Origin of the sequence: Actinosynnema pretiosum, from assembly GCF_024171695.1 — a bacterium.
GTDB classification, from domain to species: Bacteria; Actinomycetota; Actinomycetes; order Mycobacteriales; family Pseudonocardiaceae; genus Actinosynnema; species Actinosynnema pretiosum.
In genome coordinates this window covers 81076-106379 of the sequence record NZ_JAMTCF010000007.1, presented here as the reverse complement: position 1 = coordinate 106379, position 25304 = coordinate 81076, and the positions used below count along the sequence as shown (strand labels likewise).

The 25304-nt window shown below is 71.8% G+C and carries 20 protein-coding genes; 5 read left to right on the top strand and 15 right to left on the bottom strand.

The window, feature by feature from the left end; all coding sequences use genetic code 11:
* Positions 1-39: 39 nt before the first annotated feature.
* Complete coding sequence (gene ddaH / locus LV78_RS15905; RefSeq protein ID WP_344621187.1) at positions 40-918, bottom strand: dimethylargininase; 879 nt, start codon at positions 916-918, stop codon at positions 40-42.
* A 75-nt stretch (positions 919-993) separates the two neighbouring features.
* Here ddaH and LV78_RS15900 point away from each other — a divergent pair, with 75 nt between their 5' ends.
* From LV78_RS15900 to LV78_RS15885, 4 genes are all read left to right on the top strand, one after another.
* Positions 994-1434: an Lrp/AsnC family transcriptional regulator gene (locus LV78_RS15900; protein WP_096497177.1), complete on the top strand. Its 441-nt coding sequence runs from the start codon at positions 994-996 to the stop codon at positions 1432-1434.
* 164 nt (positions 1435-1598) lie between these two features.
* Entirely contained in the window at positions 1599-2360 is a 762-nt protein-coding gene (locus LV78_RS15895; RefSeq protein ID WP_253846047.1) for an enoyl-CoA hydratase, read from the top strand.
* Positions 2361-2611: 251 nt separating this feature from the next.
* Positions 2612-4495: a 2-oxoacid:acceptor oxidoreductase subunit alpha gene (locus LV78_RS15890; protein WP_253846046.1), complete on the top strand. Its 1884-nt coding sequence runs from the start codon at positions 2612-2614 to the stop codon at positions 4493-4495.
* Entirely contained in the window at positions 4492-5535 is a 1044-nt protein-coding gene (locus LV78_RS15885; RefSeq protein WP_253846045.1) for a 2-oxoacid:ferredoxin oxidoreductase subunit beta, read from the top strand. The genes LV78_RS15890 and LV78_RS15885 overlap by 4 nt, the downstream gene beginning before the upstream one ends.
* Before the next feature lie 81 nt (positions 5536-5616).
* On the opposite strand, the gene LV78_RS15880 is transcribed toward LV78_RS15885, so the two are convergent.
* Positions 5617-8175, bottom strand: coding sequence for a sunset domain-containing protein (locus tag LV78_RS15880; RefSeq protein WP_443612912.1), 2559 nt, complete (start codon positions 8173-8175; stop codon positions 5617-5619).
* Positions 8176-8371: 196 nt separating this feature from the next.
* Here LV78_RS15880 and rarD point away from each other — a divergent pair, with 196 nt between their 5' ends.
* Positions 8372-9313, top strand: a complete 942-nt coding sequence (gene rarD, locus LV78_RS15875; protein ID WP_253846043.1) for an EamA family transporter RarD — start codon at positions 8372-8374, stop codon at positions 9311-9313.
* Positions 9314-9457: 144 nt separating this feature from the next.
* Here the strand turns inward: rarD and LV78_RS15870 are convergent, their stop codons facing one another.
* Genes LV78_RS15870 through LV78_RS15810 form a run of 13 tightly spaced genes read right to left on the bottom strand, consistent with a single transcriptional unit; the run spans position 9458 to position 25299 of the window.
* Positions 9458-10459, bottom strand: coding sequence for a polyprenyl synthetase family protein (locus tag LV78_RS15870; RefSeq protein ID WP_372494918.1), 1002 nt, complete (start codon positions 10457-10459; stop codon positions 9458-9460).
* A 21-nt stretch (positions 10460-10480) separates the two neighbouring features.
* The gene (gene nuoN / locus LV78_RS15865) at positions 10481-12064 is read right to left on the bottom strand and encodes an NADH-quinone oxidoreductase subunit NuoN (protein ID WP_253846042.1); all 1584 of its coding nucleotides are present in this window, start codon (positions 12062-12064) and stop codon (positions 10481-10483) included.
* A gap of 1 nt (position 12065) precedes the next feature.
* A complete protein-coding gene (locus tag LV78_RS15860) occupies positions 12066-13628 on the bottom strand; it encodes an NADH-quinone oxidoreductase subunit M (protein WP_253846041.1) in 1563 nt (520 codons plus the stop codon).
* Positions 13625-15532: an NADH-quinone oxidoreductase subunit L gene (gene nuoL / locus LV78_RS15855; protein ID WP_253846279.1), complete on the bottom strand. Its 1908-nt coding sequence runs from the start codon at positions 15530-15532 to the stop codon at positions 13625-13627. Before nuoL ends, LV78_RS15860 begins: the two co-directional genes overlap by 4 nt.
* A gap of 37 nt (positions 15533-15569) precedes the next feature.
* The gene (gene nuoK, locus LV78_RS15850) at positions 15570-15869 is read right to left on the bottom strand and encodes an NADH-quinone oxidoreductase subunit NuoK (RefSeq protein WP_015805347.1); all 300 of its coding nucleotides are present in this window, start codon (positions 15867-15869) and stop codon (positions 15570-15572) included.
* Positions 15866-16699 carry an NADH-quinone oxidoreductase subunit J gene (locus LV78_RS15845; RefSeq protein WP_253846040.1) on the bottom strand — a complete coding sequence of 278 codons (834 nt, stop codon included), beginning with the start codon at positions 16697-16699 and terminating at the stop codon, positions 15866-15868. The genes nuoK and LV78_RS15845 overlap by 4 nt, the downstream gene beginning before the upstream one ends.
* Entirely contained in the window at positions 16696-17262 is a 567-nt protein-coding gene (gene nuoI, locus LV78_RS15840) for an NADH-quinone oxidoreductase subunit NuoI (RefSeq protein ID WP_253846039.1), read from the bottom strand. Before nuoI ends, LV78_RS15845 begins: the two co-directional genes overlap by 4 nt.
* Positions 17249-18592, bottom strand: coding sequence for an NADH-quinone oxidoreductase subunit NuoH (gene nuoH / locus LV78_RS15835; RefSeq protein WP_253846038.1), 1344 nt, complete (start codon positions 18590-18592; stop codon positions 17249-17251). The genes nuoI and nuoH overlap by 14 nt, the downstream gene beginning before the upstream one ends.
* Positions 18589-21036 carry an NADH-quinone oxidoreductase subunit G gene (locus LV78_RS15830; protein ID WP_253846037.1) on the bottom strand — a complete coding sequence of 816 codons (2448 nt, stop codon included), beginning with the start codon at positions 21034-21036 and terminating at the stop codon, positions 18589-18591. The genes nuoH and LV78_RS15830 overlap by 4 nt, the downstream gene beginning before the upstream one ends.
* The gene (gene nuoF, locus LV78_RS15825; RefSeq protein ID WP_253846278.1) at positions 21033-22328 is read right to left on the bottom strand and encodes an NADH-quinone oxidoreductase subunit NuoF; all 1296 of its coding nucleotides are present in this window, start codon (positions 22326-22328) and stop codon (positions 21033-21035) included. Before nuoF ends, LV78_RS15830 begins: the two co-directional genes overlap by 4 nt.
* A gap of 9 nt (positions 22329-22337) precedes the next feature.
* The gene (gene nuoE, locus LV78_RS15820) at positions 22338-23102 is read right to left on the bottom strand and encodes an NADH-quinone oxidoreductase subunit NuoE (protein ID WP_253846036.1); all 765 of its coding nucleotides are present in this window, start codon (positions 23100-23102) and stop codon (positions 22338-22340) included.
* Positions 23099-24544 (bottom strand): NADH-quinone oxidoreductase subunit D, encoded by a 1446-nt coding sequence (locus LV78_RS15815; protein WP_253846035.1) that lies wholly within the window; start codon positions 24542-24544, stop codon positions 23099-23101. The genes nuoE and LV78_RS15815 overlap by 4 nt, the downstream gene beginning before the upstream one ends.
* The gene (locus tag LV78_RS15810) at positions 24541-25299 is read right to left on the bottom strand and encodes an NADH-quinone oxidoreductase subunit C (RefSeq protein WP_372494915.1); all 759 of its coding nucleotides are present in this window, start codon (positions 25297-25299) and stop codon (positions 24541-24543) included. Before LV78_RS15810 ends, LV78_RS15815 begins: the two co-directional genes overlap by 4 nt.
* Between the last annotated feature and the right edge of the window lie 5 nt (positions 25300-25304).

The following is a 25304-nucleotide window of genomic DNA, read 5'->3' as shown; positions in this document are numbered from 1 at the left end:
TCGACGGGCGAGCGGCCGGAGCCGGGGCGCCGCGCGGCGTCAGTCCCGGATCTCCAGGGTGCAGCACTTGGGGCCGCCGCCGGACTTGCGCAGCTCCGAGATGTCCACCGGCACGGCCGTGAAGCCCCTGCGCTCCACCTCCGCCGCCAGGCGGCGGGCCTCCACCGGCAGCACCACGTTGCGGCCGTCCGAGACCGCGTTCAGGCCGAGGCACGCGGCGTCCCGCTCGTCCGCCAGCACCGCGTCCGGGAACAGCCCGGCGAGCACCTCGCGCGACCCCGGCGAGAACGCCTCCGGGTAGTACGCCACCAGGTCGTCGGCCAGCACGAACAGCGCCGTGTCCAGGTGGTAGTACCTCGGGTCGACCAGGCGCAGCGACACCACCGGCACGCCCAGCGCCTCCTGCGCCTCGGCGTGCGCCGCCGGGTCGGTGCGGAAGCCGGTCCCGGCCAGCAGGTAGCGGCCGGTCCAGGCGAAGTCGCCCTCGGCCTCGTTGATCCGCTCCGGCATGACCACGCCGGGGTAGCCGTTGGCCTCGAACCAGCGGCGGAAGTGCTCGGCCTCGGGGGCCCGCTGCGGGGCGCGGAAGCGCGAGCCCAGGACCCGGCCGCCGACGACGGTGCCCGAGTTGGCCGCGAACACCATGTCCGGCAGGCCCCGCACCGGCTCGACCACGTCGACCCGGTGCCCCAGCGCCTCGTACGCGCCCTTGAGCTCGCGCCACTGCCGCACGGCCAGCTCGACGTCGACCGGCTGCTCCGGGTCCATCCACGGGTTGATCCGGTACTCGACGGCGAAGTGCCTCGGCTCGCACATGAGGTAGCGCCGCGCGGTCGGCACCCGCGCGGGGGCGGGGGCGTCGGCGACGGCGAGGGTGAGGGGCGCGTCGCCGGGCGCGACCAGGGAAACCGAAGTCATGGATCGAAATGTAAGTGAGCCCCTGACCGTCGAACAATGCCGCTGCATTGCGCTTCGTCATGCAGAATGTTGCGTGTGGACTCGATCGACCAGCGGATCATTTCGTGCCTCGTGGCCAACGCCCGCTCCAGCTTCGCGGACATCGGCAAGGACGTGGGGCTGTCGGCCCCGGCGGTGAAGCGCCGGGTGGACAAGCTCCTGGACACGGGCGTGCTGCGCGGCTTCACCGCCGTCGTCGACCCGGCCCAGCTGGGCTGGGGCACCGAGGCGCTGGTCGAGGTGCACTGCCGGGGCAACGTCACCCCGCACGACATCAAGGCCCGCCTGGAGCCGATGCCGGAGGTGATGGCCGCCTACACGGTGTCCGGCGCGGCCGACGCCGTGGTGCACCTGCGGGCGGCGAGCATCCACCACCTGGAGACCGCGCTGGAGCGCCTGCGCGCGGTGGAGATCATCGACCGGACGGTGTCGACCGTCGTGCTGTCCCGCCTGCTGGACCGGCCGCAGGCGCCGTGAGCCGCGCGGCGGAGCGCCGGTTCCGCCACGCACAGCACGCCCGCGCCGCGCAACCCCGCCGAAGCCTCTCCGCGACCCCCTGACCGGGGTCGCGGACCCCCTGGCCACCCCCTAGCCGCACCGACCGGGGGTCCGGTCACCGCTCCGCTCCGTAGAGTCACCCCATGCCCGAGGTGCTGCTGGACCGCTCCGACCGCGTCGCCGTCCTCACCGTGCACGACCCGGACCGCCGCAACGCGCTCACCGAGGCCCTGTCGCGGGAACTGGCCGACGCCGTCGCCGCGTGCGAGGCGGACCGGGACGTCAACGCGCTCGTGGTCACCGGCGCTCCCCCGGCGTTCTGCGCGGGCGCCGACCTGACCGCGCTCGGCGAGGCCCGAGAGGAGGGCCTGCGGCGCATCTACGCCGGGTTCCTGGCCGTCGCGAACTGCTCGCTGCCCACCGTGGCGGCCGTGGGCGGCGCGGCCGTCGGCGCGGGCCTGAACCTGGCGCTGGCCTGCGACCTGCGGCTGGTCGGCCCGAGGGCCCGCTTCGACGCCCGCTTCCTGCGCCTGGGCATCCACCCCGGCGGCGGCGCGACGTGGCTGCTGGAGCGGATCGCGGGCCCGCAGACCACCGCCGCGATGGTGCTGCTCGGCCAGGTGCTCGACGCGGACGAGGCGGTGCGGCGCGGCCTGGCCTGGGACCGGGTCGACGGCGGGCACGACGAGCTGGTCGCCTCGGCCGTCGACCTGCTGAAGGTCGCCGCCGAGGCCCCGCGCGAGCTGGTCGAGGTGACCAAGGCCACCATTCGCGCCACCTCCGCGCTGCCCGCCCACGCGCCCGCCGTGGAGGCGGAACTGGGCCCGCAGGCGGCGTCCACGGCCTCGCCGGAGTTCGCGGCCAGGCTCGCCGAGGCGAAGGCGGGCCGGTCGGGGCGGACGTGACGGGACGCACGTTCGCACCCGTTTGATCACGGGTAGTAGCGTTGTTCCCGGAATTCACGCACGGACCGCAACCGTGCGGGGAGCGAACGATCGAAGCCGCTACCACACCAGCCTCGTGCGCCACAGCACTTCGGTCTTTCCCACCTCCCGAAAGCACGAGAAATTCCCCACACCGCGCAGGACTACCCTCGGGTGTCGGGGCGGGCGCCCCTCCCGCCCCTGCTTCCGCGAGAGAGGGATCGGCTCAGGAGATGACTAGCGACCTGGACAGCGGCGCCTCGACCGGTGGTCCCGAGGTCCGCAGGCTGGACCGAGTGGTGATCCGCTTCGCCGGCGACTCGGGCGACGGGATGCAGTTGACCGGCGACCGGTTCACCTCGGAGGCAGCCGCGTTCGGCAACGACCTCGCGACCCTGCCGAACTTCCCCGCCGAGATCCGGGCGCCCCAGGGCACCCTGCCCGGCGTCTCCTCGTTCCAACTGCACTTCGCCGACTACGACATCCTCACCCCCGGCGACCGCCCCGACGTGCTCGTGGCGATGAACCCGGCCGCGCTCAAGGCGAACATCGCCGACCTGCCCGCGGGCGGCATCCTGATCGTCAACACCGACGAGTTCTCCAAGCGCAACCTCACCAAGGTCGGCTACCCGGCCAACCCCCTGGAGGACGGCTCGCTGTCCTCGTACCAGGTGCACGAGGTCGCCATGGGCACGCTCACGCTCGGCGCGGTCGAGTCCACCGGGCTCGGCAAGAAGGACGGCGAGCGGGCGAAGAACATGTTCGCGCTCGGCCTGCTGTCCTGGATGTACCACCGGCCGACCGAGGGCACCGAGCGGTTCCTGCGGGAGAAGTTCGCGCGCAAGCCCGACATCGCCGAGGCGAACGTGCTGGCGTTCCGGGCCGGGTGGAACTACGGCGAGACGACCGAGTCGTTCGCGGTGACCTACGAGGTGGCCCCGGCGAAGCTGGCGCGCGGCACCTACCGGCAGATCACCGGCAACACCGCGCTGGCGTACGGGGTGGTGGCCGCGGGCCAGCGCTCCGGGCTGCCGGTGGTGCTGGGCACCTACCCGATCACCCCGGCCTCGGACGTCCTGCACGAGCTGTCCAAGCACAAGGAGTTCGGCGTCACCACGCTCCAGGCCGAGGACGAGATCGCGGGCATCGGCGCCGCGCTCGGCGCGTCCTACGGCGGGGCGCTGGGCGTGACCTCCACGTCCGGCCCCGGCATCGCGCTCAAGTCGGAGACCATCGGCCTGGCCGTGATGACCGAGCTGCCCCTGGTCGTGATCGACGTGCAGCGCGGCGGGCCGTCGACGGGCCTGCCGACCAAGACCGAGCAGGCCGACCTGCTCCAGGCCATGTTCGGCCGCAACGGCGAGTCGCCGGTGCCGGTGATCGCCCCGCTCTCCCCCGCCGACTGCTTCGACGTGGCGCTGGAGGCCGCCAGGATCGCGCTGGAGTACCGGACGCCGGTGCTGCTGCTGTCCGACGGCGCGATCGCGAACGGCTCGGAGCCGTGGCTGGTGCCGGACGTCGAGTCGCTGCCCGACCTGTCGGTGGCGTTCGCGACCGAGCCGAACGCGCCGGACGGCACGTTCTGGCCGTACCTGCGGGACCCGGAGACGCTGGCGCGGCCGTGGGCGGTGCCGGGCACGCCGGGGCTCCAGCACCGCATCGGCGGGCTGGAGAAGGCCGACGGCACCGGCAACATCTCCTACGACCCGGCCAACCACGACCACATGGTGCGGCTGCGGCAGCGCAAGATCGACGGCATCCGGGTGCCCGACGTGGTCGTCGACGACCCCGGCGGCCGGGCGCGGGTGCTGGTGGTCGGCTGGGGCTCGTCGTACGGGCCGATCGGCGCGGCGGCGCGGCGGGTGCGCAAGCAGGGGCTGTCGGTGGCGCACGCCCACCTGCGGCACCTGAACCCGTTCCCGGCGAACCTGGGCGAGGTGCTGGCCCGCTACGACCGGGTGGTCGTTCCGGAGATGAACCTGGGGCAGCTGGCGCTGCTGCTGCGCGCCCGCTACCTCGTGGACGTCGTCTCGCACACGAAGGTGCAAGGGCTGCCGTTCAAGGCGGAGGAGTTGCAGGGCGTGCTGTCCGACGTGATCCAGGGGGTGTCCGCGTGACCGCGATCGACCTCGGCCTTCCCGGACTGGGCGGGGTGCCCACCGAGGACGGGCCGCAGAAGGCCAAGGACTACAAGTCGGACCAGGAGGTCCGCTGGTGCCCCGGCTGCGGGGACTACGTGGTGCTCAACGCCGTGCAGTCGTTCCTGCCGACGCTGGGGCTCAAGCGCGAGAACATCGTGTTCGTGTCGGGGATCGGCTGCTCGTCGCGGTTCCCGTACTACATGAACACCTACGGGATGCACTCCATCCACGGCAGGGCGCCCGCGATCGCCACCGGGCTCGCGGTGGCGCGGCCGGACCTGTCGGTGTGGGTGGTGACCGGTGACGGCGACGCGCTGTCCATCGGCGGCAACCACCTGATCCACACGCTCCGGCGCAACGTGAACCTGAAGATCCTGCTGTTCAACAACCGGATCTACGGGCTCACCAAGGGCCAGTACTCGCCGACCTCGGAGGCGGGCAAGGTCACCAAGTCCACGCCGTCCGGGTCGCTGGACCACCCGTTCAACCCGGTGTCGCTGGCGCTGGGCGCGGAGGCCTCGTTCGTGGGCCGGGCGATGGACTCGGACCGGGTGGGGCTGACCGACGTGCTGCGGCAGGCCGCCGAGCACCGGGGGTCGGCGCTGGTGGAGATCTACCAGAACTGCCCGATCTTCAACGACGGCGCGTTCGACGTGCTCAAGGACGCCGACTCGGCGGCCCAGCGGATCATCCCGGTGGAGCACGGCAAGCCGATCGTGTTCGGCGGCGGCGAGCACGCGGTCGTGCGGCGCGGGTTCGGGCTGGCGGTGGCGCGCACGTCCGAGGTGGACGCGGCGGACGTGGTGGTGCACGACGCGAACGACCTGGAGCTGGCGTTCGCGCTGTCCCGGCTGTCGACGCAGGACCTGACGCACGTGGTGACCGGCGTGTTCCGGCGCTCGGCTCGGGAGACCTACGACGACGCGGCGCGGGCGCAGGTGGAGAGGGCCAAGGCGGCCCGACCGGCGAACCTGGCGGCGCTGCTGCGCGGGAAGGACACCTGGACGGTGGCCTGACCTGGAACGCGAGAAGGGGCTCCCCGGACGTTTCCGGGGAGCCCCTTCTCGCGCAGGCGCCGTCGTGCGCCGCTCAGCCCGTCACGGGGCCTTGTGGAAACCGGCCTTCTCGGCGTCCGAGGTGGTCCGGAACCACACGTCGGCGCGCGTCTCGCGGAAGTTCGCGGACGCGTCCGTGAAGTACCGGCGGCCGGTCAGGGTCGCCTTCACCACGAACTCCGGCGCGGGCGCCTTGCCGTCGGACTTCGGCAGCACCGAGCCGGGCCCGAACGGGGAGCGCGGGTTGAAGCCCTCCGGCTGCTGGTAGCGGGACGAGGCCGTCTCCTGGCCGCCGCCGGTGGTGGGGCTGAAGCCGACCGGCCTCGGGCGCATCGGGCGCGCCGGGGGCGGGCTGGTGGACTTCACCGGCGGGATCAGCGGCTGCTGCGGCTTCGGGAAGCTGCTCTGCGACTTCACCGGGCGCTGCGGCAGGCCGCTCGCCGCCTGCTTGCGCGACGCGTCGGCGGCCAGCTCGGCCGCGGTCTTCTCGGCCTCCAGCAGCTCGGGCGACAGGGTCGGCACGAACGGCTGGTCGTCGTAGGCCTTCGCCGCGGCGGGGGTCTTGGGCGCCGGGGTGGCCGGGGTGACCGGCTCCGACTCCAGGACCTCCTCCTCGGCCAGCGGCTCGAACAGCGAGCGCTTCGGCTTCGCGGGCTCCTGGGCGGTGGCCTTCGGCCGCGCGGGGCGCACCGGCAGGGGCGCCGCCTCGGGCTCGGGCTCCGGCTCGGGGTCCGGGAGGCTGTGCCTGCTCACCGGCTCGGGCTCCGGCTCGGGCTCGGGGTCCGGCAGGCTGTGCCTGCTCACCAGGCCGAGGTCGGACTCGGGCTCCGGCTCGGCGCGGGCCGGGGGCGGCGCGGGCCGGTCGTCCTCCAGCGGCGGGGTCCTGGACGCCCAGAACGCCTCCAGCTCGGACTTCGGCGGCTCCGGCTCGTCCTCGGGCTCCTCGGGCCGGGCGAACAGGTCGACGCCCTGGGAGCTCGGGTCGGTCATCTCGAACAGGTCGCGCTCGTCCGCGACGGGCTCGGAGTGGCCGAACATGCCCCGGTCGCTCGCGCCCCGGTCCCGCTTGGGCAGGTCGACCGGCTCGTAGTCGTCCTCGTAGCGGCGGTCGTCGGCGTCGGCGACCAGGTCGCCGCGCGAGCGGTCGTCGGCGTGCGCGTCGCGCTCGTCCAGGACGTGGCCGCCGTGCGCGGTGAACCCGTGCTCGTCGTGCTCCCGGTCGCCGAAGTCGCGATCGCCCAGGTCCCGGTCACCCAGGTCGCGGTCGTCGAAGTCGCGGTCGTCGCGCTCGTCGTACCCGCCCAGGTCGTGACCGGCGACGGGGGCCAGCGTCTCGGTGGGCGCGCCCACCTGCTCGGCGCGCTCGTCGGCCGCGTCCTGGCGGGCCTGCGCGGCCAGCGACTCCTCGAACGCGATGCGGTCGGCCTCCGGGTCGCGCTGGGCGCGCTGCGCCCTGCCGGGCAGCGCGTGCTCCGGGTCGGCCTCCAGCGGGCGGACCTCGGTGCGCGCGTCGTCCAGGTCGTCGGCGGCCACGGGGGCGCGCACGTCGGTCCGCTCGGCGTCGTACCCGTCGCCCGCGAACCCGTCACCGGCGAAGCGGTCGTCGTGGTCGTCGTGGTCGTCGCGCTCGTCGGCGTCCACCGGGGAGTGGTAGACCGTCGGCCCCGAGGCCAGGTCGCCGCCCCTGGGGCCCTCGTCGCCCGCCTGCCCGCCGAGGTCGCCGCCGAAGTCGCCACCGAGGTCGCCGCCGCGCACCGCCGGGTACTCGCCGGTCTGGTCGGTCTCCGGCCAGCGGTCCTCGTCGTGCAGGTCGCGCGGGCTGTCCACCTCGGCGATCGCGTCGGCCAGCTCCTTGGCCGGGATGAGGGTGGTCTCCTCGTTGGCCGCGCGGCGCTCGGCGCGCGTGGTGATCTCCGGGTTGCCCTCCTCGTCCTGGGCGTCCGGGTCGAACACGTCGGACCGGTGCGGCGCGGGCGGCTCGTGGTCGGCGGGCAGCCGGACCGGCGCGAGCACGTGCGTCTCCTCGGCGGGCAGCTTCTCCGCGCGCGGCTCGTCCTCGTCCCGCGCGGGGACCGGCTTCGGCACGTCCAGCCGGGTCAGCACCGGCTTGTCCCGCTCCTCGTCCGACGGCGGGACGGGCTTCGGCATCATCGCGGTGCCGGTGGGCGAGCCGCCGAGGCGGTCGCCGATGTCGCCGCGCGGCTCGACCCGGTCGAAGGCGTCGAAGTCGCGCTCGTCCTGCTCGCGGTCGTCCGCCTGACCGGGGGCGTCGTACCCGCCCGCGGCGCCGTCCTCGTCCCGCGCGTCCCGGCCAGAGCCGAGGTCCAGCAGCGAGGCGCGGTCCTCCCGCCGCGTCGGGGTCGCCTCGAAGCGCTCCTCCTCGTCGGCGAGGGGGGAGTGCCAGTCGTCGAACTCGTCGCGCGCCGGGGACGCGACCTGCGTCCGGTTCGCGGCGCGGTCGACCGAGGTCGCGTCGCGCAGCCTGCGCTCCAGCTCGGCCACCTCGCGCTTCACGGGGCGCACGAGGACGAACCACGTCAGCAGCACACCTGCGAGGAAGGCCAGCAGGCTCCACAGCCACACCTGCCCGAACAGCCACATCACGGGATACCCTCCGACCGCACGAACTGCCTGAAATCCCGACACGCTCCGCCACCATCAGGACTCACCCGGAAGTGGAGCGGTGTAAAGCTACCTCGGTTCCCCGCTCAACCACCTGCGGCTGCCCGGAACTCGCAGCTCCTCAAATGGTAGGTCATTCAGCTCAACGGACCAGCCGAAATACCAGGCGTACAGTATGCCGGTGACGCCGTTGACGAACTCCAGCTCGATCTCGTCGAACACCAACGACACGAACAGGGGAATCGCTTACGGCGTAGCAGCATACGTGCTCTGGGGTGTGGTGCCCGCTTACTGGCCCCTCCTCGCGGCAGCCGGAGCGGTCGAGCTGCTGGCCCACCGCATCGTGTGGTCGCTGCTGTTCATGGCTCTCGTCACAGCCGCGCTGGGCAAGTGGGGCGCGCTGCGCGGACTCCCCCTGCGCTCCTGGCTGCTGGTCACCGCCGCGTCCGCGCTCATCGCGGTGAACTGGGGCGTCTACATCTACGCCGTCAACAGCGGCCGGGTGGTCGAGGCGGCCCTCGGCTACTTCATCAACCCGCTGTTCAGCGTGCTGCTGGCGGTGCTGGTGCTGCGGGAGCGGCTGCGGCCCGCGCAGTACGCGGCGATCGGCGTGGCGGGCGCGGCCGTGGTGGTGCTGGCGGTCGACTACGGAACGCTGCCGTGGATCTCGCTGGCGCTCGCGTGCTCATTCGCGTTCTACGGATTGATCAAGAAAACCGTGCCGCTGGATTCCACCGCGAGCCTCACCGCGGAGAGCGCGGTGATGACGCCGGTGGCTCTCGGTTACCTGTTGTGGTTGGGCTCGGCGGGGACGTTCACCGGACACGGCGCGGCGCACACCGCGTTGATGGTGTCGACGGGTTTGGTGACCGCCGTCCCGCTGATGCTGTTCGGTGCGGGAGCGCGCCGGATTCCCATGATCACCTTGGGGATGCTCCAGTACCTGGCGCCGGTGTTGCAGTTCGCGTGGGGCGTATTCGTGATGCGCGAGCCGATGCCCGCGTCGCGCTGGTTCGGGTTCGCAATGGTGTGGGTCGCGTTGTCGCTTTTCACCGGCGACGCGGTGGTCCGCTCGCGCAAGCAGCGCAAGCTCCTCGCGGTCACCCCTCCGGTGTGATCGGGGTCTCCCCCGCCACTGCGGAATTCCGCGCCTCGGAGCACCCGCCCGGACGGTCCCGGAACGCCGGAACGGCGCCCCGCGCGGTGCGGGACGCCGTTCCGGAAGATCACACCGGGTCACCCCCGGCGCTCCTGGCCCCGGCTAGCGGGACCTGCTGACCACGTACTCGCTCACCGACTCCAGCGCGTCGCGCGCCCGGCCCTCCGGGAGGACCGCCAGGCAGCCCCTGGCGCGCTCCGCGTACTCGTCCAGGGTCTTCCTGGCCCGCTGGAGCCCCGAGGACGCCCTGAGCAGCTCCAGGGCCTCCAGGACCTCGGCGTCGTCCTCGATCGGGGCGGCGAGCAGCCGGGCCAGCCGCGAGTCCGGCTCGTCCTGCAGCGCGTACAGCATGGGCAGCGTCTTGACGCCCTCGCGCAGGTCGGTGCCCGGCGTCTTGCCCGACTCCTCCGGCGGCGACGCGATGTCGATCACGTCGTCGGAGATCTGGAACGCCGAGCCGATCACGTCCCCGTACGCCTGGAGCGCCGCGACCTGCTCCTCGGTCGCGTCCGAGAACATGCCGCCGAAGCGGGCCGCGGTCGCGATCAGGGAGCCGGTCTTCTCGGCGATCGTGGTCAGGTAGTGCTCGACCGGGTCCTCGCCCTCGCGGGGCCCCATGGTCTCGCGCATCTGGCCGGTGACCAGCTCGCCGAACGTGCGCGAGATGGTCCTGGCCGCCTCCGTCCCGAGGTCGGCGACCAGCGTCGAGGCGTGGGCGAACAGGTAGTCGCCGGTGAGGATGGCGATGCTGTTGTTCCACTTGGCGTTGGCCGACGCCGCGCCCCGGCGCATGGTGGCCTCGTCCATGACGTCGTCGTGGTACAGGGTGGCCAGGTGGGTCAGCTCGACCACCGCGGCGGCCTTGACCACGCTCTCCCGGTCCCAGGACGGGCCGAACTGGGCGGCCAGGATGGTGAAGAGGGGGCGGATGCGCTTGCCGCCCGCCTCCACCAGGTGCAACGAGGTCTCCATCACCGGGTTGAACTCGCTGCGGACGACCTCCCGCAGGATCCCCTCGACCTCGTCCAGGCCGCTCTGCACAACCTCCGCGAGCACGGGGTCCGCAAACCGGAACCCCGTCCCCGCCCGCTCGCTACTGGTCACGGTTGGAAGCCTACGTACCGACTAGAAGATGAACTGGCCGGACCCCGCCCAATCGAGGGCGAAGGCGGGCCAGACCCCGAGCACCAGCGTGATCACCGCGCCGAGCGTGATCGACGCGGTGGTGAAGGCGCCGGGAACGGTCACGGTCGGGCCGTCCGCCGCGGGCTCGCTGAAGTACATCAGCACGATCACCCGCAGGTAGAAGAACGCCGCGATGGCGCTCACCACCAGCGCGAACACCACGAGCGGGGCCATGCCCGCGTCGATCGCCGCCGCGAAGACCACGAACTTGCCGATGAACCCGCTGGTGAACGGGATGCCCGCGAGGGCGAGCAGCAGCAGCGTGAACACCGCCGCCGTGATCGGCGAGCGCTTGGCCAGACCGGCCCACTGGGACAGGTGGGTGGCCTCGCCGTCGGCGTTGCGGACCAGGCTGACCACGCCGAACGCGGCGATCGTGGTGAAGCCGTAGGCCGCGAGGTAGAACATGGTCGCCGACAGGCCCTCCGGGGTGAGCGCGATCGCGCCCACCAGCAGGAAGCCCGCGTGCGCCACCGAGGAGTAGGCGATCATGCGCTTGACGTCGGTCTGGGTCAGGCCAAGCACCGCGCCGATCACCATGGACACGCCCGCCAGGACGGCGAGGACGATGTTCCACTCCCAGCTGGAGCCCTCGAAGGCCACGTGCAGCACCCGCAGGATGCCGCCGAAGGCCGCGACCTTGGTGCAGGCCGCCATGAAGGCGGTGACCGGGGTCGGGGCGCCCTGGTAGACGTCCGGGGTCCAGGCGTGGAACGGGCCGACCGAGGCCTTGAACAGCAGGCCCACCACCAGCAGGCCGAAGCCCGCGTACAGCAGCGTGTCGGACCGGTCGGTGGCGGCGGTCGCGGTGGCGATGTCCGCCAGCTTGACCGAGCCGGAGTAGCCGTAGAGCAGCGCGACGCCGTAGAGGAAGAACGCCGAGGCGAACGCGCCGAGCAGGAAGTACTTCACCGCGGCCTCCTGCGAGAGCAGGCGGCGACGGCGGCCGAGGCCGCACAGCAGGTACAGCGGCAGCGACAGCACTTCCAGCGCGATGAACATGGTGAGCAGGTCGTTCGCCGCGACGAAGACCATCATGCCGCCGAGGGCGAACAGGGTGAGCGGGAACACCTCGGTCTGCATGACCGAGGCGACCGCGCGCGCCCTCGTCGCCACGCCGCCACCACCACCGCCGGTGCCACCGGCCTGCGGCTCGGGGGCGAACGCGCCACCGGGCTCGACCGAGCGGTCGGCGATGAGCAGCAGCGAGCCCACCGCGAGCAGCAGCAGCGTGCCCCACAGGAAGACCACCGGCGGGTCGACCGCGATGGCGCCCGAGAAGGTCACCACGCCGACGTCGACGGTGTCGGCCGCGCCGCCGTGCACGATGAGCGAGCCCGCCGCGCCCGCGAGCGCGAGCACGGTGAGCACGACCTGGGCGGGCCAGCGGGACTGCTTGGGCAGGAACGCCTCCAGCAGCACGCTGACGCAGGCGGCGCCGAGGATGACGAGCACGGGCGCGACGGCCCCGTAGTCGATCTCCGGGACGGTGAGCCGCTCCACTTGAGCGAGGATCGTCGTCACGTCACTTGCCTTCCTGCGCGACCGGGTCGGCCACCCCGACCTCGCTGAGCGTCGCCCCGACGGACGGGGTGATCACGTCCAACACCGGCTTCGGGTAGAAGCCGAGCACCAGGATCAGCGCCACCATCGGCGCGAGGACGGCGATCTCCCGCTTGTTCAGGTCGGGGACGCTCGCGCGCTCGGGGTCGGTGGTGGCGCCGGGGCCGCCGGTCGCCCCGATCAGCGCGGTGCCGCGCACCGGGCCCTGGAAGATGCGCTGGTAGAGCCAGAGGATGTACAGCGCGGCGAGCACCATGCCGAGCGCCGCGATCACGGTGTAGACGGGCTCGTTCGGGAACGAGCCGATCAGCACCAGGAACTCGCTGACGAACGAGCTGGTGCCGGGCAGCGCCAGCGAGGACAGGCCCGCGATGAAGAACAGGCCCGCCAGCACGGGGGTCAGCTTCGCCATGCCGCCGTAGTCCTCGATCAGGCGGGAGCCGCCGCGCGCCATGACCATGCCCACGACCAGGAACACCATGCCGGTGGAGATGCCGTGGTTGACCATGTAGAGCACCGAGCCCGCGCCCGCCTGCGAGCTGAACGCGAAGATGCCCAGCGCGATGAAGCCGAAGTGCGCGATCGAGGTGTAGGCCACGAACCGCTTCATGTCGGACTGGCCGACCGCGAGCAGCGAACCGTAGATGATGCCGACCACCGCGAGCACCAGCACCAGCGGCGCGAGCTCCTTGCTGGCCGCAGGGAACAGCGGCAGGCAGTAGCGCAGGAAGCCGAAGGTGCCGATCTTGTCGAGCACGCCGACGAGCAGCACGCCCGCGCCGACCGGCGCTTCCGCGCCGGCGTCGGGGAGCCAGGTGTGCAGCGGGACCAGCGGCGCCTTGATGGCGAAGGCCACGAAGAAGCCGAGGAACAGCCAGATCTGGGTGGACAGCGGGGCCTCGCGCGTCGCGGTGACGAGCGTGGCCCAGTCGAACGTGCCCTTGCCCAGGGTCTGCGCGCTGGTGACGTACAGGCCGATCACCGACGCGAGCATGACGAGCCCGCCGAGCAGCGAGTAGAGGAAGAACTTCATCGCCGCGTACTGCCGGTTCGCGCCGCCGAAGCGGCCGATGAGGAAGTACATCGGGACGAGGACGCCCTCGAAGAACACGTAGAACAGGAAGACGTCCGTGGCGGCGAAGACGCCGACCATGCCCGCTTCCATGACCAGCAGCAGCGCGAAGAAGCCGCCCGCCGTGCGGCCCTCGGGCAGCTTGTCCGCCCAGGAGCCGCCGATGACCACCGGCACCAGGAAGGCGATCAGGGCGATCATCACCAGCGCGATGCCGTCGACGCCGAACGACAGGTGCACCCCGAAGTTCGGGATCCACTCGACCGAGCTGGTCAGCTGGAGGCGGTCGCCCCCCGGCTCGTAGGCGGCCCAGGCCAGCCCGGCGAGCACCAGCTCGCCGAGCGAGAACGCCAGCGCGGTCAGCTTGGCGAGGCGGTCGTTGCCGCGCAGCAGCACCACGACCAGGCCGCCGACCAGCGGCAGCAGGAGCATTGCGATCAAGGTCCAGCTCACGAGAACCTCACCATCAGCAGCGCGCCCAGGACGAAGATCGAACCCAGGAGCATCGAGAGCGCGTAGGAGCGCACGAAGCCGGTCTGCATCCTGCGCAGCCTGCCCGAGCTACCGCCCAGCAGCGCCGCCGAGCCGTTGACCAGCCCGTCGACGCCCTTGTTGTCCACGAACACCAGCGCGCGGGTCAGCCAGGTGCCCGGACGCGCGAACAGCGCCTCGTTGAGCGCGTTCCCGTACAGGTCGGCGCGCGCGGCGCGGACCGGGAAGGACACCCGCTCGGGGCGCTCCACCGGCTGCGGCTTGCGGCCGAAGATCAGGTAGGCCAGGACCGCGCCCGCCGCCGAGAGGGCGAGGACGAGGGCGTTGACCGCGCCGTGGCCGAGCACGCCGTGCTGCTCCTGCAGCTCGCCGACCACCGGGGCCAGCCAGTTCGCGAGGTTGTCGCCGCTGCTGAGGAAGAAGCCGGCGCCGACCGAGCCGATCGCCAGCACGACCATCGGCGCGGTCATGCTGACCGGCGACTCGTGCGGGTGGTACTCGCGGCCGTCCGCCGACTTCAGGTCCGCCCAGCGGGGCTTGCCCAGGAAGACCAGGACCAGCAGGCGGGTCATGTAGAACGCGGTCAGGAACGCGCCCAGCGCCGCGACGCCGCCGAACACCCAGCCGCGCCAGCCGTGCTCGCTGAAGGCCGCCGCGATGATGGCGTCCTTCGAGAAGTAGCCGGACAGGAACGGGAAGCCGATGAGCGCCAGGTAGCCCAGCGCCCAGGTGGCGAAGGTGATCGGCATCTTCTTGGCGAGGCCGCCCATGCGGCGGATGTTGCCCTCGTCGTTCATGCCGTGCATGACCGAACCGGCGCCGAGGAACAGGCCCGCCTTGAAGAAGCCGTGCGTGATCAGGTGCATGATGCCCAGCGCGTAGCCGAACGGGCCGAGGCCCACGGCCAGGATCATGTAGCCGATCTGGCTGACCGTCGAGTAGGCCAGGACCTTCTTGAAGTCGTCGTACGCGCAACCGATGAGGCAGCCGATCAGCAGCGTGAACGCGCCGATGGCCATGACGACCAGGCGGCCGTCCTCGGTGAGGTTGTACAGCGGGTTGGAGCGTGCGACGAGGTAGACGCCCGCCGTGACCATGGTCGCGGCGTGGATGAGGGCCGACACCGGGGTGGGGCCCGCCATGGCGTCCGGGAGCCAGGCCTGGAGCGGGAACTGGCCGGACTTGCCGCACGCGCCGAGCAGCAGCAGGAGCGTGATGGCCAGGACCGTCCCGGACGACAGCTCGTCGACGCGGGAGAACACCTCGGTGTACTGGGTGGTGCCCAGCTCCTTGAACATGATGAAGATGGCGATCGCGAGGCCCAGGTCGCCGACCCGGTTCATCAGGAACGCCTTCTTGGCCGCGCTGCCCGCCTCGGGCTTGTGCTGGTACCAGCCGATGAGCAGGTACGAGGCCAGGCCGACGCCCTCCCAGCCGAAGTACAGGGTCACGAAGCCGTTGCCCAGCACCAGCAGGAGCATGGCGGCCACGAAGAGGTTCAGGTAGGCGAAGAACTTCCGCCTGCCCGCCTCGTGCGCCATGTAGCCGATCGAGTAGACGTGGATCAACGAGCCGACGCCGGTGATCAGCAGCACGAAGGTCAGCGACAGCGGGTCGAGCCGAAGCGCGAACTCGACGTTCAGGGCCTCGACCGGCACCCAGTCGAACAGGTGCAGCTCGCTGGAGCGCTCCTCGGGGCTGAGCCCGAGGGTGCTGAAGAACAGGGCGAGGCCGTAGGCGAACGACGCGACGACGGTGGTGGTGCCCAGCAGGTGGCCCCACCTGTCGGTGCGCTTGCCGCCGAGCAGGAGCACGGCGGCGCCGAACGCGGGGAGTGCTAGGAGCAACCAGGCGAGAGCACCGATCCCGCCGGCGTCAACAGGTTCCGTCACCGGTGACCTCTCAGTACTTCAGCAGGTTGGAGTCGTCGACCGAGGCCGAGCGACGCGACTTGAAGATCGCCATGATGATCGCGAGGCCGACGACGACCTCGGCCGCGGCGACCACCATCACGAAGAACGCCATCACCTGGCCGTCGAGCTGCCCGTTGACGCGGGCGAAGGTGACCAGGGTGAGGTTCACCGCGTTGAGCATCAGCTCGACGCACATGAACACGACGATGGCGTTGCGCCGCACGAGAACGCCCACCGCGCCGATGCTGAACAGCAGGGCGGAGAGCAGCAGGTAGTAGGTGGGGGTCACGACTCTCCCTTAAGAGCGCGCGCGTCCGCCTGGTGCCCGCTGCCTGCCACGTCCGTGACGTCCTCGTCGAGGCGCGACCGGTCGGTCGTCTCGATCAGCTCGGACAGCGATTCCTTGGCGACCGAACCGTCGGGGAGCAGCGCGGGCGTGGCCACCGAGTTGGCGGTGGCGAACACGCCGGGGCCGGGCAGCGAGCCGGGGCGGTCGCCCCGGAAGCGCTCCACGACCAGCTCGCGCTGCGTCTTCTTGGTCTCCCGGATCTTCGAGGTGAACGCCAGCACCATCGCGCCGACGGCGGCGGTGATCAGCAGCGCCGAGGTCAGCTCGAAGGGGAACAGGTAGTCCGTGAAGATCCGGGCGCCGATGTTGGCGACGTTGCCGCCGCCGGTGGTGTTGGGCTCCACCAGGCCGACCGCCTGCACCTCGGTGAGGGAGCGGGCGAGCGCGCCGACCACGAGGCCGCCGAAGCCGATGCCGAGCACGGCGGCGGCGAGCCGCTGGCCGCGCAGGACCTCGACGACGGAGTCGGAGCTGTCCCTGCCGACGAGCATCAGCACGAACAGGAACAGCATCATGATCGCGCCGGTGTAGACGATGATCTGCACGAAGCCGAGGAACGGCGCCTGCTGGACCATGTACAGGCCGCCGAGGCTGAGCATGGTCATGACCAGCCAGAGCGCCGAGTGCACGGCGTTGCGGGCGAACAGCATCCCCAGCGCGCCCGCGAGGGCGAGGGGGCCGAGCACCCAGAAGGCGACGGCCTCGCCGGTGGACACGACGTCCGCGGCGGGCTGGACCACCCCCGGCTGGGCCAGGAACTGGGAGATCACTTGCGCGCCTCCTCGGGACCGTTCTCCACCAGCGCGCCCTCGGGCACGCCCGCCTTGCGGGCCAGCTCGGGGCCGTTCACGTAGTAGTCCTGCTCGTCGGAGCCGAGCCGCATGGGGTGCGGCGGCTGCTCCATGCCCGGCAGCAGCGGGGCGAGCAGGTCCTCCTTGGTGAAGATGAGCTTCTGCCGGTCGTCGTCGGCCAGCTCGAACTCGTTGGTCATGGTGAGCGACCGGGTGGGGCACGCCTCGATGCACAGGCCGCAGCCGATGCACCGCAGGTAGTTGATCTGGTAGTCCGCGCCGTACCGCTCACCGGGTGAGAAGCGGGCCTCCTCGGTGTTGTTCCCGCCCTCGACGAAGATCGCGTCGGCGGGGCAGGCCCAGGCGCACAGCTCGCAGCCGACGCACTTCTCCAGCCCGTCCGGGTGCCGGTTGAGCTGGTGGCGGCCGTGGTACCGCGGCGCGGTGACCTTCTTGACCTCGGGGTACTCCTCGGTGACGACCTTCTTGAACATCGTCGAGAAGGTCACGCCGAAGCCCTTGACGGGATCAAGCATCCCCATCGCTGGCCTCCTTCTTGGCGGTCGTTGCCGCTGCGGGCTCCTTGGCCGCAGAGCCGTTGCTCCCGGCGGGGCTGCCGTCGGGCAGCTCGGCCACCCGCACCTGGCGGCGGGGCGGCGGCTTGGGCACTGCGAGGTCCAGCGGGGGCACGGGGAAGCCGCCACCGGTGACCGGCACCGCGTCGGGGTCGACCCGCTCGCGGTTGTCGGGCAGCAGGAACGCGACCAGCAGGGCCGCCGCGAGCACCGCGCCGAACACCGCCAGCACGGTCGGCGTCCCGAGGGCCCCGGCCTCGATCTCGGTGCGGATGTAGCGGGCGAACGCCACCGCGACGAACCAGACCAGCGCGATCGGGACGAGGACCTTCCAGCCCAGCTGCATGAACTGGTCGTAGCGCAGGCGGGGGAGCGTGCCGCGCAGCCAGATGAACAGGAACAGGAACGCCAGGGTCTTGAGGACGAACCAGACCAGGCCGAGCCAGCCGTTGTTCAGGAAGTGGTCGTCGTCGACGAACGGGAACCGCCAGCCGCCGAGGAACAGCGTGGTCGCCAGCGCCGAGACGGTCACCATGTTGATGTACTCGGCGAGGAAGAACAGCGCGAACTTGAACGAGCTGTACTCGGTGTGGAAGCCGCCGACCAGCTCGGACTCGGCCTCGGGGAGGTCGAAGGGCGCGCGGTTGGTCTCGCCGACCATCGAGATCACGTAGATGACGAAGCTGACCGGCAGCAGGTAGAAGAACCAGCCGCTGGTCTGCGCGTCGACGATGTCCGCGGTGGACAGCGACCGGGAGTTCATCACCACGGCGATGATCGACAGGCCCATCGCGATCTCGTAGGAGATCACCTGCGCGGCGGAGCGCAGCGCGCCCAGCAGCGGGTAGGGCGAGCCGGAGGACCAGCCGCCGAGGACGATGCCGTAGACGCCGATCGAGGAGCAGGCCAGCACGACCAGCACGCCGACCGGGAGGTCGACCAGCTGGAGGGCGGTCTGCTCGCCGAAGATGCTGACCTGGCCGCCGATCGGGATGACCGAGAAGGCGGTGAAGGCCGGGACGCAGGCGATGACCGGCGCGATGAAGTACACCCACTTGTCCGCGAGGACGGGGCGCACCTCCTCCTTGAACGCCAGCTTGATGCCGTCGGCCAGCGACTGGAGCCAGCCGCCGGGGCCGTTGCGGTTGGGGCCGGGGCGCTGCTGCATCCGCCCGACGACCTTGCGCTCCCAGACGATCATGAACAGGGTCATGAGGACCAGGAAGGCGAAGACGCCGACGACCTTGACCAGGACCAGCCAGACCGGGTCGTCAGCGATGAGTTCTGCGGTGCTCATGCCCTGCCTCCGGGAGAAACGGCCACCACGGAACCGTGGCCTGCCACGAGGGTCCGGCGGACGGTCGACTCGCCCGAGTTGCCGGGCAGCCACACGACGCCGTCGGGCAGGTCCGCCACCGCCACGGGCAGCACGACCTCACCCCGCTCGGTCGAGACGGTGACCTCGGCGCCGGGCTCGACGCCCAGGTCGCGCGCGGTCGCCTCGGACAGCCAGGCCGCGGTGGGCCGGGCGGTGCCCTTCAGGTGCGGCTCGCCGTCCTGCATGGACCCGTTGTCCAGCAGCCTGCGCCAGGTCGCCAGCACCGCCTGCCCGCGCTTGGGCTGCGGCAGCAGCGGCGCGCTGACCGTGGGCGCGCCCGCCTGGGCGGTGCCCCGGCCGAGCCGCGCGAGGTCGGCGGCTGCGGCGGCGGGCGTCTGGGTGAACAGGTCGGCGTCCATCTCGACGGCCAGGGTGTCGAGCACCCGGCCGTCGGGCAGCGCGCCGGTGCCCTCCAGGGTCAGCGCGAACTCGCGGCGGCGGCCCTCCCAGTTGAGGAACGTGCCGGACTTCTCCACGGCGGGCGCGATCGGCAGCACCACGTCGGCGTGCGCGGTCGCGGCGCTGGGCCGCAGCTCCAGGCTCACCACGAACTTCGCGGCGGACAGCGCCTGCTCGGCGAGCGCGGGGTCGGGCAGGTCGAACGGGTCGACGCCCGCCACCAGCAGCGCGTCCAGCCCGCCCGACGCGGCCTCGGCGAGGATGCCGGAGGTGTCGCGGCCGGGCTTGGCGGGCAGCGAACCGGCCGCGAGGCCCCACGCCTGCTCGACCTCGGCGCGCGCGGCGGCGTCCGAGACGAGCCGACCGCCGGGCAGCAGGTTCGGCAGCAGGCCCGCTTCGAGCGCGCCCCGCTCACCGGCGCGGCGCGGCACCCAGGCCACCTTCGCCCCGGTGCGCTTGGCGAGCGCGGCCACCGCCGAGTACAGGCCGGGGACCTCGGCGGCGCGCTCGCCGACCATGATCACCGAGCCGGGCTTGCCGAGCAGCTCCACCACGTCGGCGGCGTGCTCGGGCAGCGCGTTCAGCGCGGCGGGCTCGCCGCCGGGCACGCAGGCCAGCAGCGTGCCGAGGGTCTTCTCCACGGCCGGGGTGGTGAACTGGCCGAGGTGGAAGACCTTCGTGCCGCGCTTGCGGGCGGCCTTGCGCAGCCGCAGGAAGACGACCGGGGCCTCCTCCTCGGGCTCGAACGCGACCAGCAGCGCGGCGGGCGCGGCCTCGATGCCCTTGAAGGTCACCCCGCCGGTCTCCGGCGTCACGCCGAGCACGGTGGAGGTCAGGAACTCGACCTCCTCGGCCGAGTGCGGCCGGGCGCGGAAGTCGACGTCGTTGGTGCGCAGCGCGATGCGGGCGAACTTGCTGTAGGCGTAGGAGTCCTCCAGCGTGAGCCGACCGCCCGCGAGCACGCCGACGCCCTTGCCGTCGCGGGCCTGCGCGAGGCCCTGCGCGGCGGCCTGGAGCGCCTCGGTCCAGGACGAGGGCCGCAGCTCACCGCTCTCGTCGCGCACCATCGGCCGGGTGAACCGGTCCTCCTGGGTCGCGTAGCGGAAGGCGAAGCGGCCCCGGTCGCAGATCCACTCCTCGTTGACCTCGGGGTCCTCGCCCGCCAGCTTGCGCTGCACCTTGCCGCGCCGGAAGTCGGTGCGCTCGGCGCAGCCCGACGAGCAGTGCTCGCACACGCCGGGGGTGGACACCAGGTCGAACGGGCGGGCCCGGAACCGGTAGGCGGCGCTGGTGAGCGCGCCGACCGGGCAGATCTGGATGGTGTTGCCGGAGAAGTACGACTGGAACGGCTTCTCCTCGGCCACGCCGATCTGCTGCTGCGCGCCGCGCTCCAGCAGCTCGATGAACGGGTCGCCCGCGATCTGCGCCGAGAACCGGGTGCAGCGCTGGCAGAGCACGCAGCGCTCCCGGTCCAGCAGCACCTGGGTGGAGATGGCGATCGGCTTCGGGAAGGTCCGCTTGGGCTCCACGAACCGCGAGTCGGCCCGGCCGTGCTTGAGCGCCTGGTTCTGCAGGGGGCACTCGCCGCCCTTGTCGCAGATCGGGCAGTCCAGCGGGTGGTTGATCAGCAGCAGCTCCATCACGCCCTGCTGCGCCTTGTCGGCGACGGGCGAGGTGAGCTGGGTCTTGACGACCATGCCGTCGGCGACGGTCATGGTGCAGGAGGCCTGCGGCTTCGGCATGGGCCGACCGCCCATCTCGACCTCGACCAGGCACTGGCGGCAGGCGCCAGCGGGCTCCAGCAGCGGGTGGTCGCAGAAGCGCGGCACCACGATGCCCAGCCGCTCCGCGGTGCGGATCAGCAGCTCGCCCTTGGGGGCGACGACGTCGGACCCGTCGATGACGAGCTTGACGTGGCCCTCGGGGACCACGACCTCCGAGCTCTTGTCCGGCGCGATGGTCATGCGCTTGCTCCCGCCAGTTCGGTGGCCTTGAGCTTGGCTGCGTTGCTGTCGCACAGGGCCAGGAACTCGTCCTTGAAGTACTTGATGCCGCTGGTGATCGGGCTGACCGCGCCGTCGCCGAGCGCGCAGAAGGAGCGCCCGAGGATGTTCGAGCAGACGTCGAGCAGCGTGTCGATGTCGCTCGGGGTGCCCTCGCCGCGCACCATCCGCTGGAGGGTCTTGGTCAGCCAGTAGGTGCCCTCGCGGCACGGCGTGCACTTGCCGCAGGACTCGTGCTTGTAGAACTCGGTCCACTTCATGACCGCCCACGGGACCGACACGGTCTCGTTGAAGATCTGCACGGCCGTGGTGCCGAGCATGGAGCCCGCCTCGGCGACGCCCTCGAAGTCGAGCGGCACGTCCAGGTGCTCCGCGGTGAACAGCGGGGTGGACGAGCCGCCCGGCGTCCAGAACTTCAGCGGGACGCCGTCCTTCATGCCGCCCGCCATCTCCAGCAGCGTGCGCAGCGTGGTGCCCATGGGCGCCTCGTACTGGCCGGGCCGCTCGACGTGGCCGGACAGCGAGTAGATCTTCGGGCCGGGCGACCGGTCGCGGCCCATGCTGCGGAACCAGTCGGAGCCGCCGTTGACCACGTAGGGAACCGACGCGATGGTCTCGACGTTGTTCACCACGGTGGGCGAGGCGTACAGGCCCGCGGTCGCCGGGAACGGCGGCTTGAGCCTGGGCTGGCCACGACGCCCCTCGAGGGAGTCGAGCAGCGCGGTCTCCTCGCCGCAGATGTAGGCGCCCGCGCCCGCGTGGACGACGAGGTCCAGGTCGAAGCCGCTGCCGAGGATGTCCTTGCCGAGGTAGCCCGCCTCGTAGGCCTCGCGCACGGCGGCGTTGAGCCTGCGGATGACGTGCAGCACCTCGCCGCGCACGTAGATGGCGGCGAAGTTGGCCCTGATGGCGTAGGAGGTGATGATGATGCCCTCGACCAGCGAGTGCGGGTCGGCCATCATCAGCGGGATGTCCTTGCAGGTGCCGGGCTCGCCCTCGTCCGCGTTGATGACGAGGTAGTGCGGCTTGCCGTCGCCCTGCGGGATGAAGCCCCACTTCATGCCCGTGGGGAAGCCCGCTCCGCCGCGACCGCGCAGGCCGGAGTCCTTGCACTGCTGGATGAGCTGGTCGGGGTGGACCTTGAGCGCCTTGCGCAGCGCCGTGTACCCCTCCAGCTGCTCGTAGGTCTTCAGCGTCCACGAGCGCGGCGACAGCCAGCGCTTGGTGAGGACGGGAGTCAGGTTGTCGACCATCTCACTCACCTACTTCTTCTCCGGCAGCGGCGGGAACTCCGCCTTCTCCGGCATGGCGGGCGCGGTCCAGCCGCGCTCGGCCGCCAGGGAGGCGCCGCGCAGCGTCTCGGGGGCGGCGGAGGGGCCGTCCAGGTCGGCGTCCCTGCCCTCGAAGAACCCGGCGAGCTGGAGCTCGGCCTGCCGGAAGTCGGTCAGCGGGGCGCCGCGCGTCGGGTGCGGCTTCTCCCCCGCCTGCAGGGACTTCACCATCTCCAGCGCGCCGTCGGGCGTCTGGTTGTCGAAGTACTCGTAGTTGACCTGCACGACGGGCGCGAGGTCGCAGGCCGCCAGGCACTCGGCGTGCTCCAGCGTGACGGAGCCGGGCGCGCCGGGCTCGCCCGAGGTCTCCTCGTGGCCGAGCGGCTTGCCGTCCGTCCCGAGGTGGTCGCGCAGCTTCGCGTAGATGTCGTCGCCGCCGAGGGCCGCGCACAGCGTGTTGGTGCACACGCTCACCAGGTGCTCGCCGCAGGGCTTGCGCTTGTACATCGTGTAGAAGGTCGCGACCGCGCTGACCTCGGCGGCGGTCAGGTCGAGGAGGTCGGCGCAGAAGGCGATGCCCGCCTTGCTGACGTGCCCCTCGACCGACTGCACGAGGTGCAGCATCGGCAGCAGCGCGGACCTGGGGACGGGGTAGCGGGCGATGATCGCCCGCGCCCGGTCGGTCGTCTCCTGGTCGAAGACGACCGCGCCGGGTCCCTGCGCGCCCGAGGTCTCGGGTTCCTGAATCTGGGTCATCGGTCACACCCACCCATCACCGGGTCGAGGGAGGCCACCGCGGCGATCACGTCGGCGACCATGCTGCCCTCGCACATCGCGGGCATCGCCTGGAGGTTCACGAAGCTGGGTTCGCGAACGTGCACGCGCATCGGCCGGGTGCCGCCGTCGGAGACGACGTGGAAGCCCAGCTCGCCGCGCGGCGACTCGACGGGCACGTACACCTGTCCGGCGGGCACGTGGAAGCCCTCGGTCACCAGCTTGAAGTGGTGGATGAGGGATTCCATGGACTGGCCCATGATCTTGCGGACGTGCTCCAGCGAGTTGCCCATGCCGTCGCTGCCGATGGTCAGCTGCGCGGGCCAGGCGACCTTCGCGTCGGCGACCATGACCGGACCGGGCTGGCGCAGCCGCTCGACCGCCTGCCGGACGATCTTGAGCGACTGGTGGATCTCCTCCAGCCGCAGGCGGTAGCGGGCGAAGCAGTCGGCCTCGTTCGCGACGGGCACGTCGAACTCGTAGTTCTCGTACCCCGAGTACGGCTCGACCTTGCGCAGGTCCCACGGCAGGCCCGCGGAGCGCAGCGGCGGACCGGTGATGCCGAGCGCGAGGCACGCGTCGACGGGCAGGTAGCCGATGCCCGAGAGGCGGTTGCGCCAGATCGGCTGGCCGGTGAGCAGCTTGTCGTAGTCCGGGAGCCGCGAGTCCATCACCTTGAGGAAGGCGAGGACCTTCTCCTCGGTGTCGGCGGGCAGGTCCTGGGCGAGGCCGCCGGGGCGGATGAACGCGTGGTTCATCCGCAGGCCGGTGAGGTGCTCCAGCAGGTGGAGGACCTCCTCGCGCTCGCGGAAGCCCGCCGTCATGCCGGTGAGGGCGCCCAGCTCCATGCCGCCGGTGGCGAGCGCCACCAGGTGCGAGCTGACCCGGTTGAGCTCCATCAGCAGGACCCTGGCGTCCTGGGCGCGCTGCGGCACCTCGATGCCGAGCAGCTTCTCCACGGCGAGGCAGTAGGCCGTCTCGCTGTGCAGCGGCGCCAGGTAGTCCATGCGCGTCACGAACGTGACGCCCTGGGTCCAGGTGCGGTACTCGGTGTTCTTCTCGATGCCGGTGTGCAGGTACCCGATGACGCTGCGGGCCTGGGTGACGGTCTCGCCCTCCAGCTCCAGCACCAGCCGCAGCACGCCGTGCGTGGACGGGTGCTGGGGGCCGAGGTTCATGACGATGCGCTCGTCGCCCGCGGCCTCGGCGAGGACCTCGTCCCAGTCGCCGCCGGTCACCGTGTAGACGGTGCCCTCGGTGGTCTCGCGGGACGCCGCAGCGTCGGGCGCGGTCGTGCCCGCGGACCCGGTGGCGGCGGTGGTGGAGTCGTGCTCGGTGGTGGTGGTCGCCCTGGCGTCGTCGGAGGGAGCGCCCTCCGCCGAGGTGTCGGTGCCGTGGGTGACGTCGGACAGCCGTTCGCTCATGAGTAGGACCGCCTCTGGTCGGGCGGGGGGATCTCCGCGCCCTTGTACTCGACCGGGATGCCGCCGAGGGGGTAGTCCTTGCGCTGGGGGTGACCGTCCCAGTCGTCCGGCATCAGGATGCGGGTCAGTCCGGGGTGACCGTCGTAGACGATGCCGAACATGTCCCAGGCCTCGCGCTCCTGCCAGTCCGTCGTCGGGTAGACGGAGACCAGGCTGGGCACGTGGGGGTCGTCGACGTCGACGGCGACCTCCAGGCGGACGCGCCTGCGGTAGGTCATCGACGTGAGGTGCACGACGGAGTGCAGGCGCTGCGCGGCCTCGGGACCGTAGTCCACGCCGGACAGCGAGCTGCACAGCTCGAAGCGCAGCGCCGGGTCGTCGCGCAGCAGGCGGGCGATGTCGACCAGGTGCTCGCGGCGCAGGTAGAACGTGATCTCGCCGCGGTCGACGGTGATCTGCTGGATCGCGTCGGCGGGCAGGCCCTGCTCGCCCATGGCCGCGAGCAGCTCGTCGACGACCTCGTCGAACCAGCCGCCGTAGGGGCGCTCGGACGGGGCGGCCACGTGCGCGGGCAGCTTGAGCCCGCCGAAGCCGGAGGTGTCGCCGCTGCCCGCCACGCCGAACATGCCGGTGCGGTTGCGGCCCGCGACGACGCCGCCGTGCGCGAGGTGCTCCTCGTGCTGGGACTGCGACATGTCGGAGGAGCTGAGCGCTCCCCCCGAGTCGGGCGCCGGGTTCTTGTCTTCGTCAGCCATGCCGG

What these genes read in the sequence shown, in the direction of transcription:
- rarD (WP_253846043.1), top strand. Translation starts at nt 8,372, where the DNA reads ATGCCGGTGACGCCGTTGACGAACTCCAGCTCGATCTCGTCGAACACC.
- nuoI (WP_253846039.1), bottom strand. Translation starts at nt 17,262, where the DNA reads ATGGGGATGCTTGATCCCGTCAAGGGCTTCGGCGTGACCTTCTCGACG.
- LV78_RS15880 (WP_443612912.1), bottom strand. Translation starts at nt 8,175, where the DNA reads ATGTGGCTGTTCGGGCAGGTGTGGCTGTGGAGCCTGCTGGCCTTCCTC.
- nuoE (WP_253846036.1), bottom strand. Translation starts at nt 23,102, where the DNA reads ATGACCCAGATTCAGGAACCCGAGACCTCGGGCGCGCAGGGACCCGGC.
- LV78_RS15815 (WP_253846035.1), bottom strand. Translation starts at nt 24,544, where the DNA reads ATGAGCGAACGGCTGTCCGACGTCACCCACGGCACCGACACCTCGGCG.
- LV78_RS15890 (WP_253846046.1), top strand. Translation starts at nt 2,612, where the DNA reads ATGACTAGCGACCTGGACAGCGGCGCCTCGACCGGTGGTCCCGAGGTC.
- nuoH (WP_253846038.1), bottom strand. Translation starts at nt 18,592, where the DNA reads ATGAGCACCGCAGAACTCATCGCTGACGACCCGGTCTGGCTGGTCCTG.
- nuoF (WP_253846278.1), bottom strand. Translation starts at nt 22,328, where the DNA reads ATGGTCGACAACCTGACTCCCGTCCTCACCAAGCGCTGGCTGTCGCCG.
- LV78_RS15895 (WP_253846047.1), top strand. Translation starts at nt 1,599, where the DNA reads ATGCCCGAGGTGCTGCTGGACCGCTCCGACCGCGTCGCCGTCCTCACC.
- LV78_RS15830 (WP_253846037.1), bottom strand. Translation starts at nt 21,036, where the DNA reads ATGACCATCGCGCCGGACAAGAGCTCGGAGGTCGTGGTCCCCGAGGGC.
- LV78_RS15810 (WP_372494915.1), bottom strand. Translation starts at nt 25,299, where the DNA reads ATGGCTGACGAAGACAAGAACCCGGCGCCCGACTCGGGGGGAGCGCTC.
- ddaH (WP_344621187.1), bottom strand. Translation starts at nt 918, where the DNA reads ATGACTTCGGTTTCCCTGGTCGCGCCCGGCGACGCGCCCCTCACCCTC.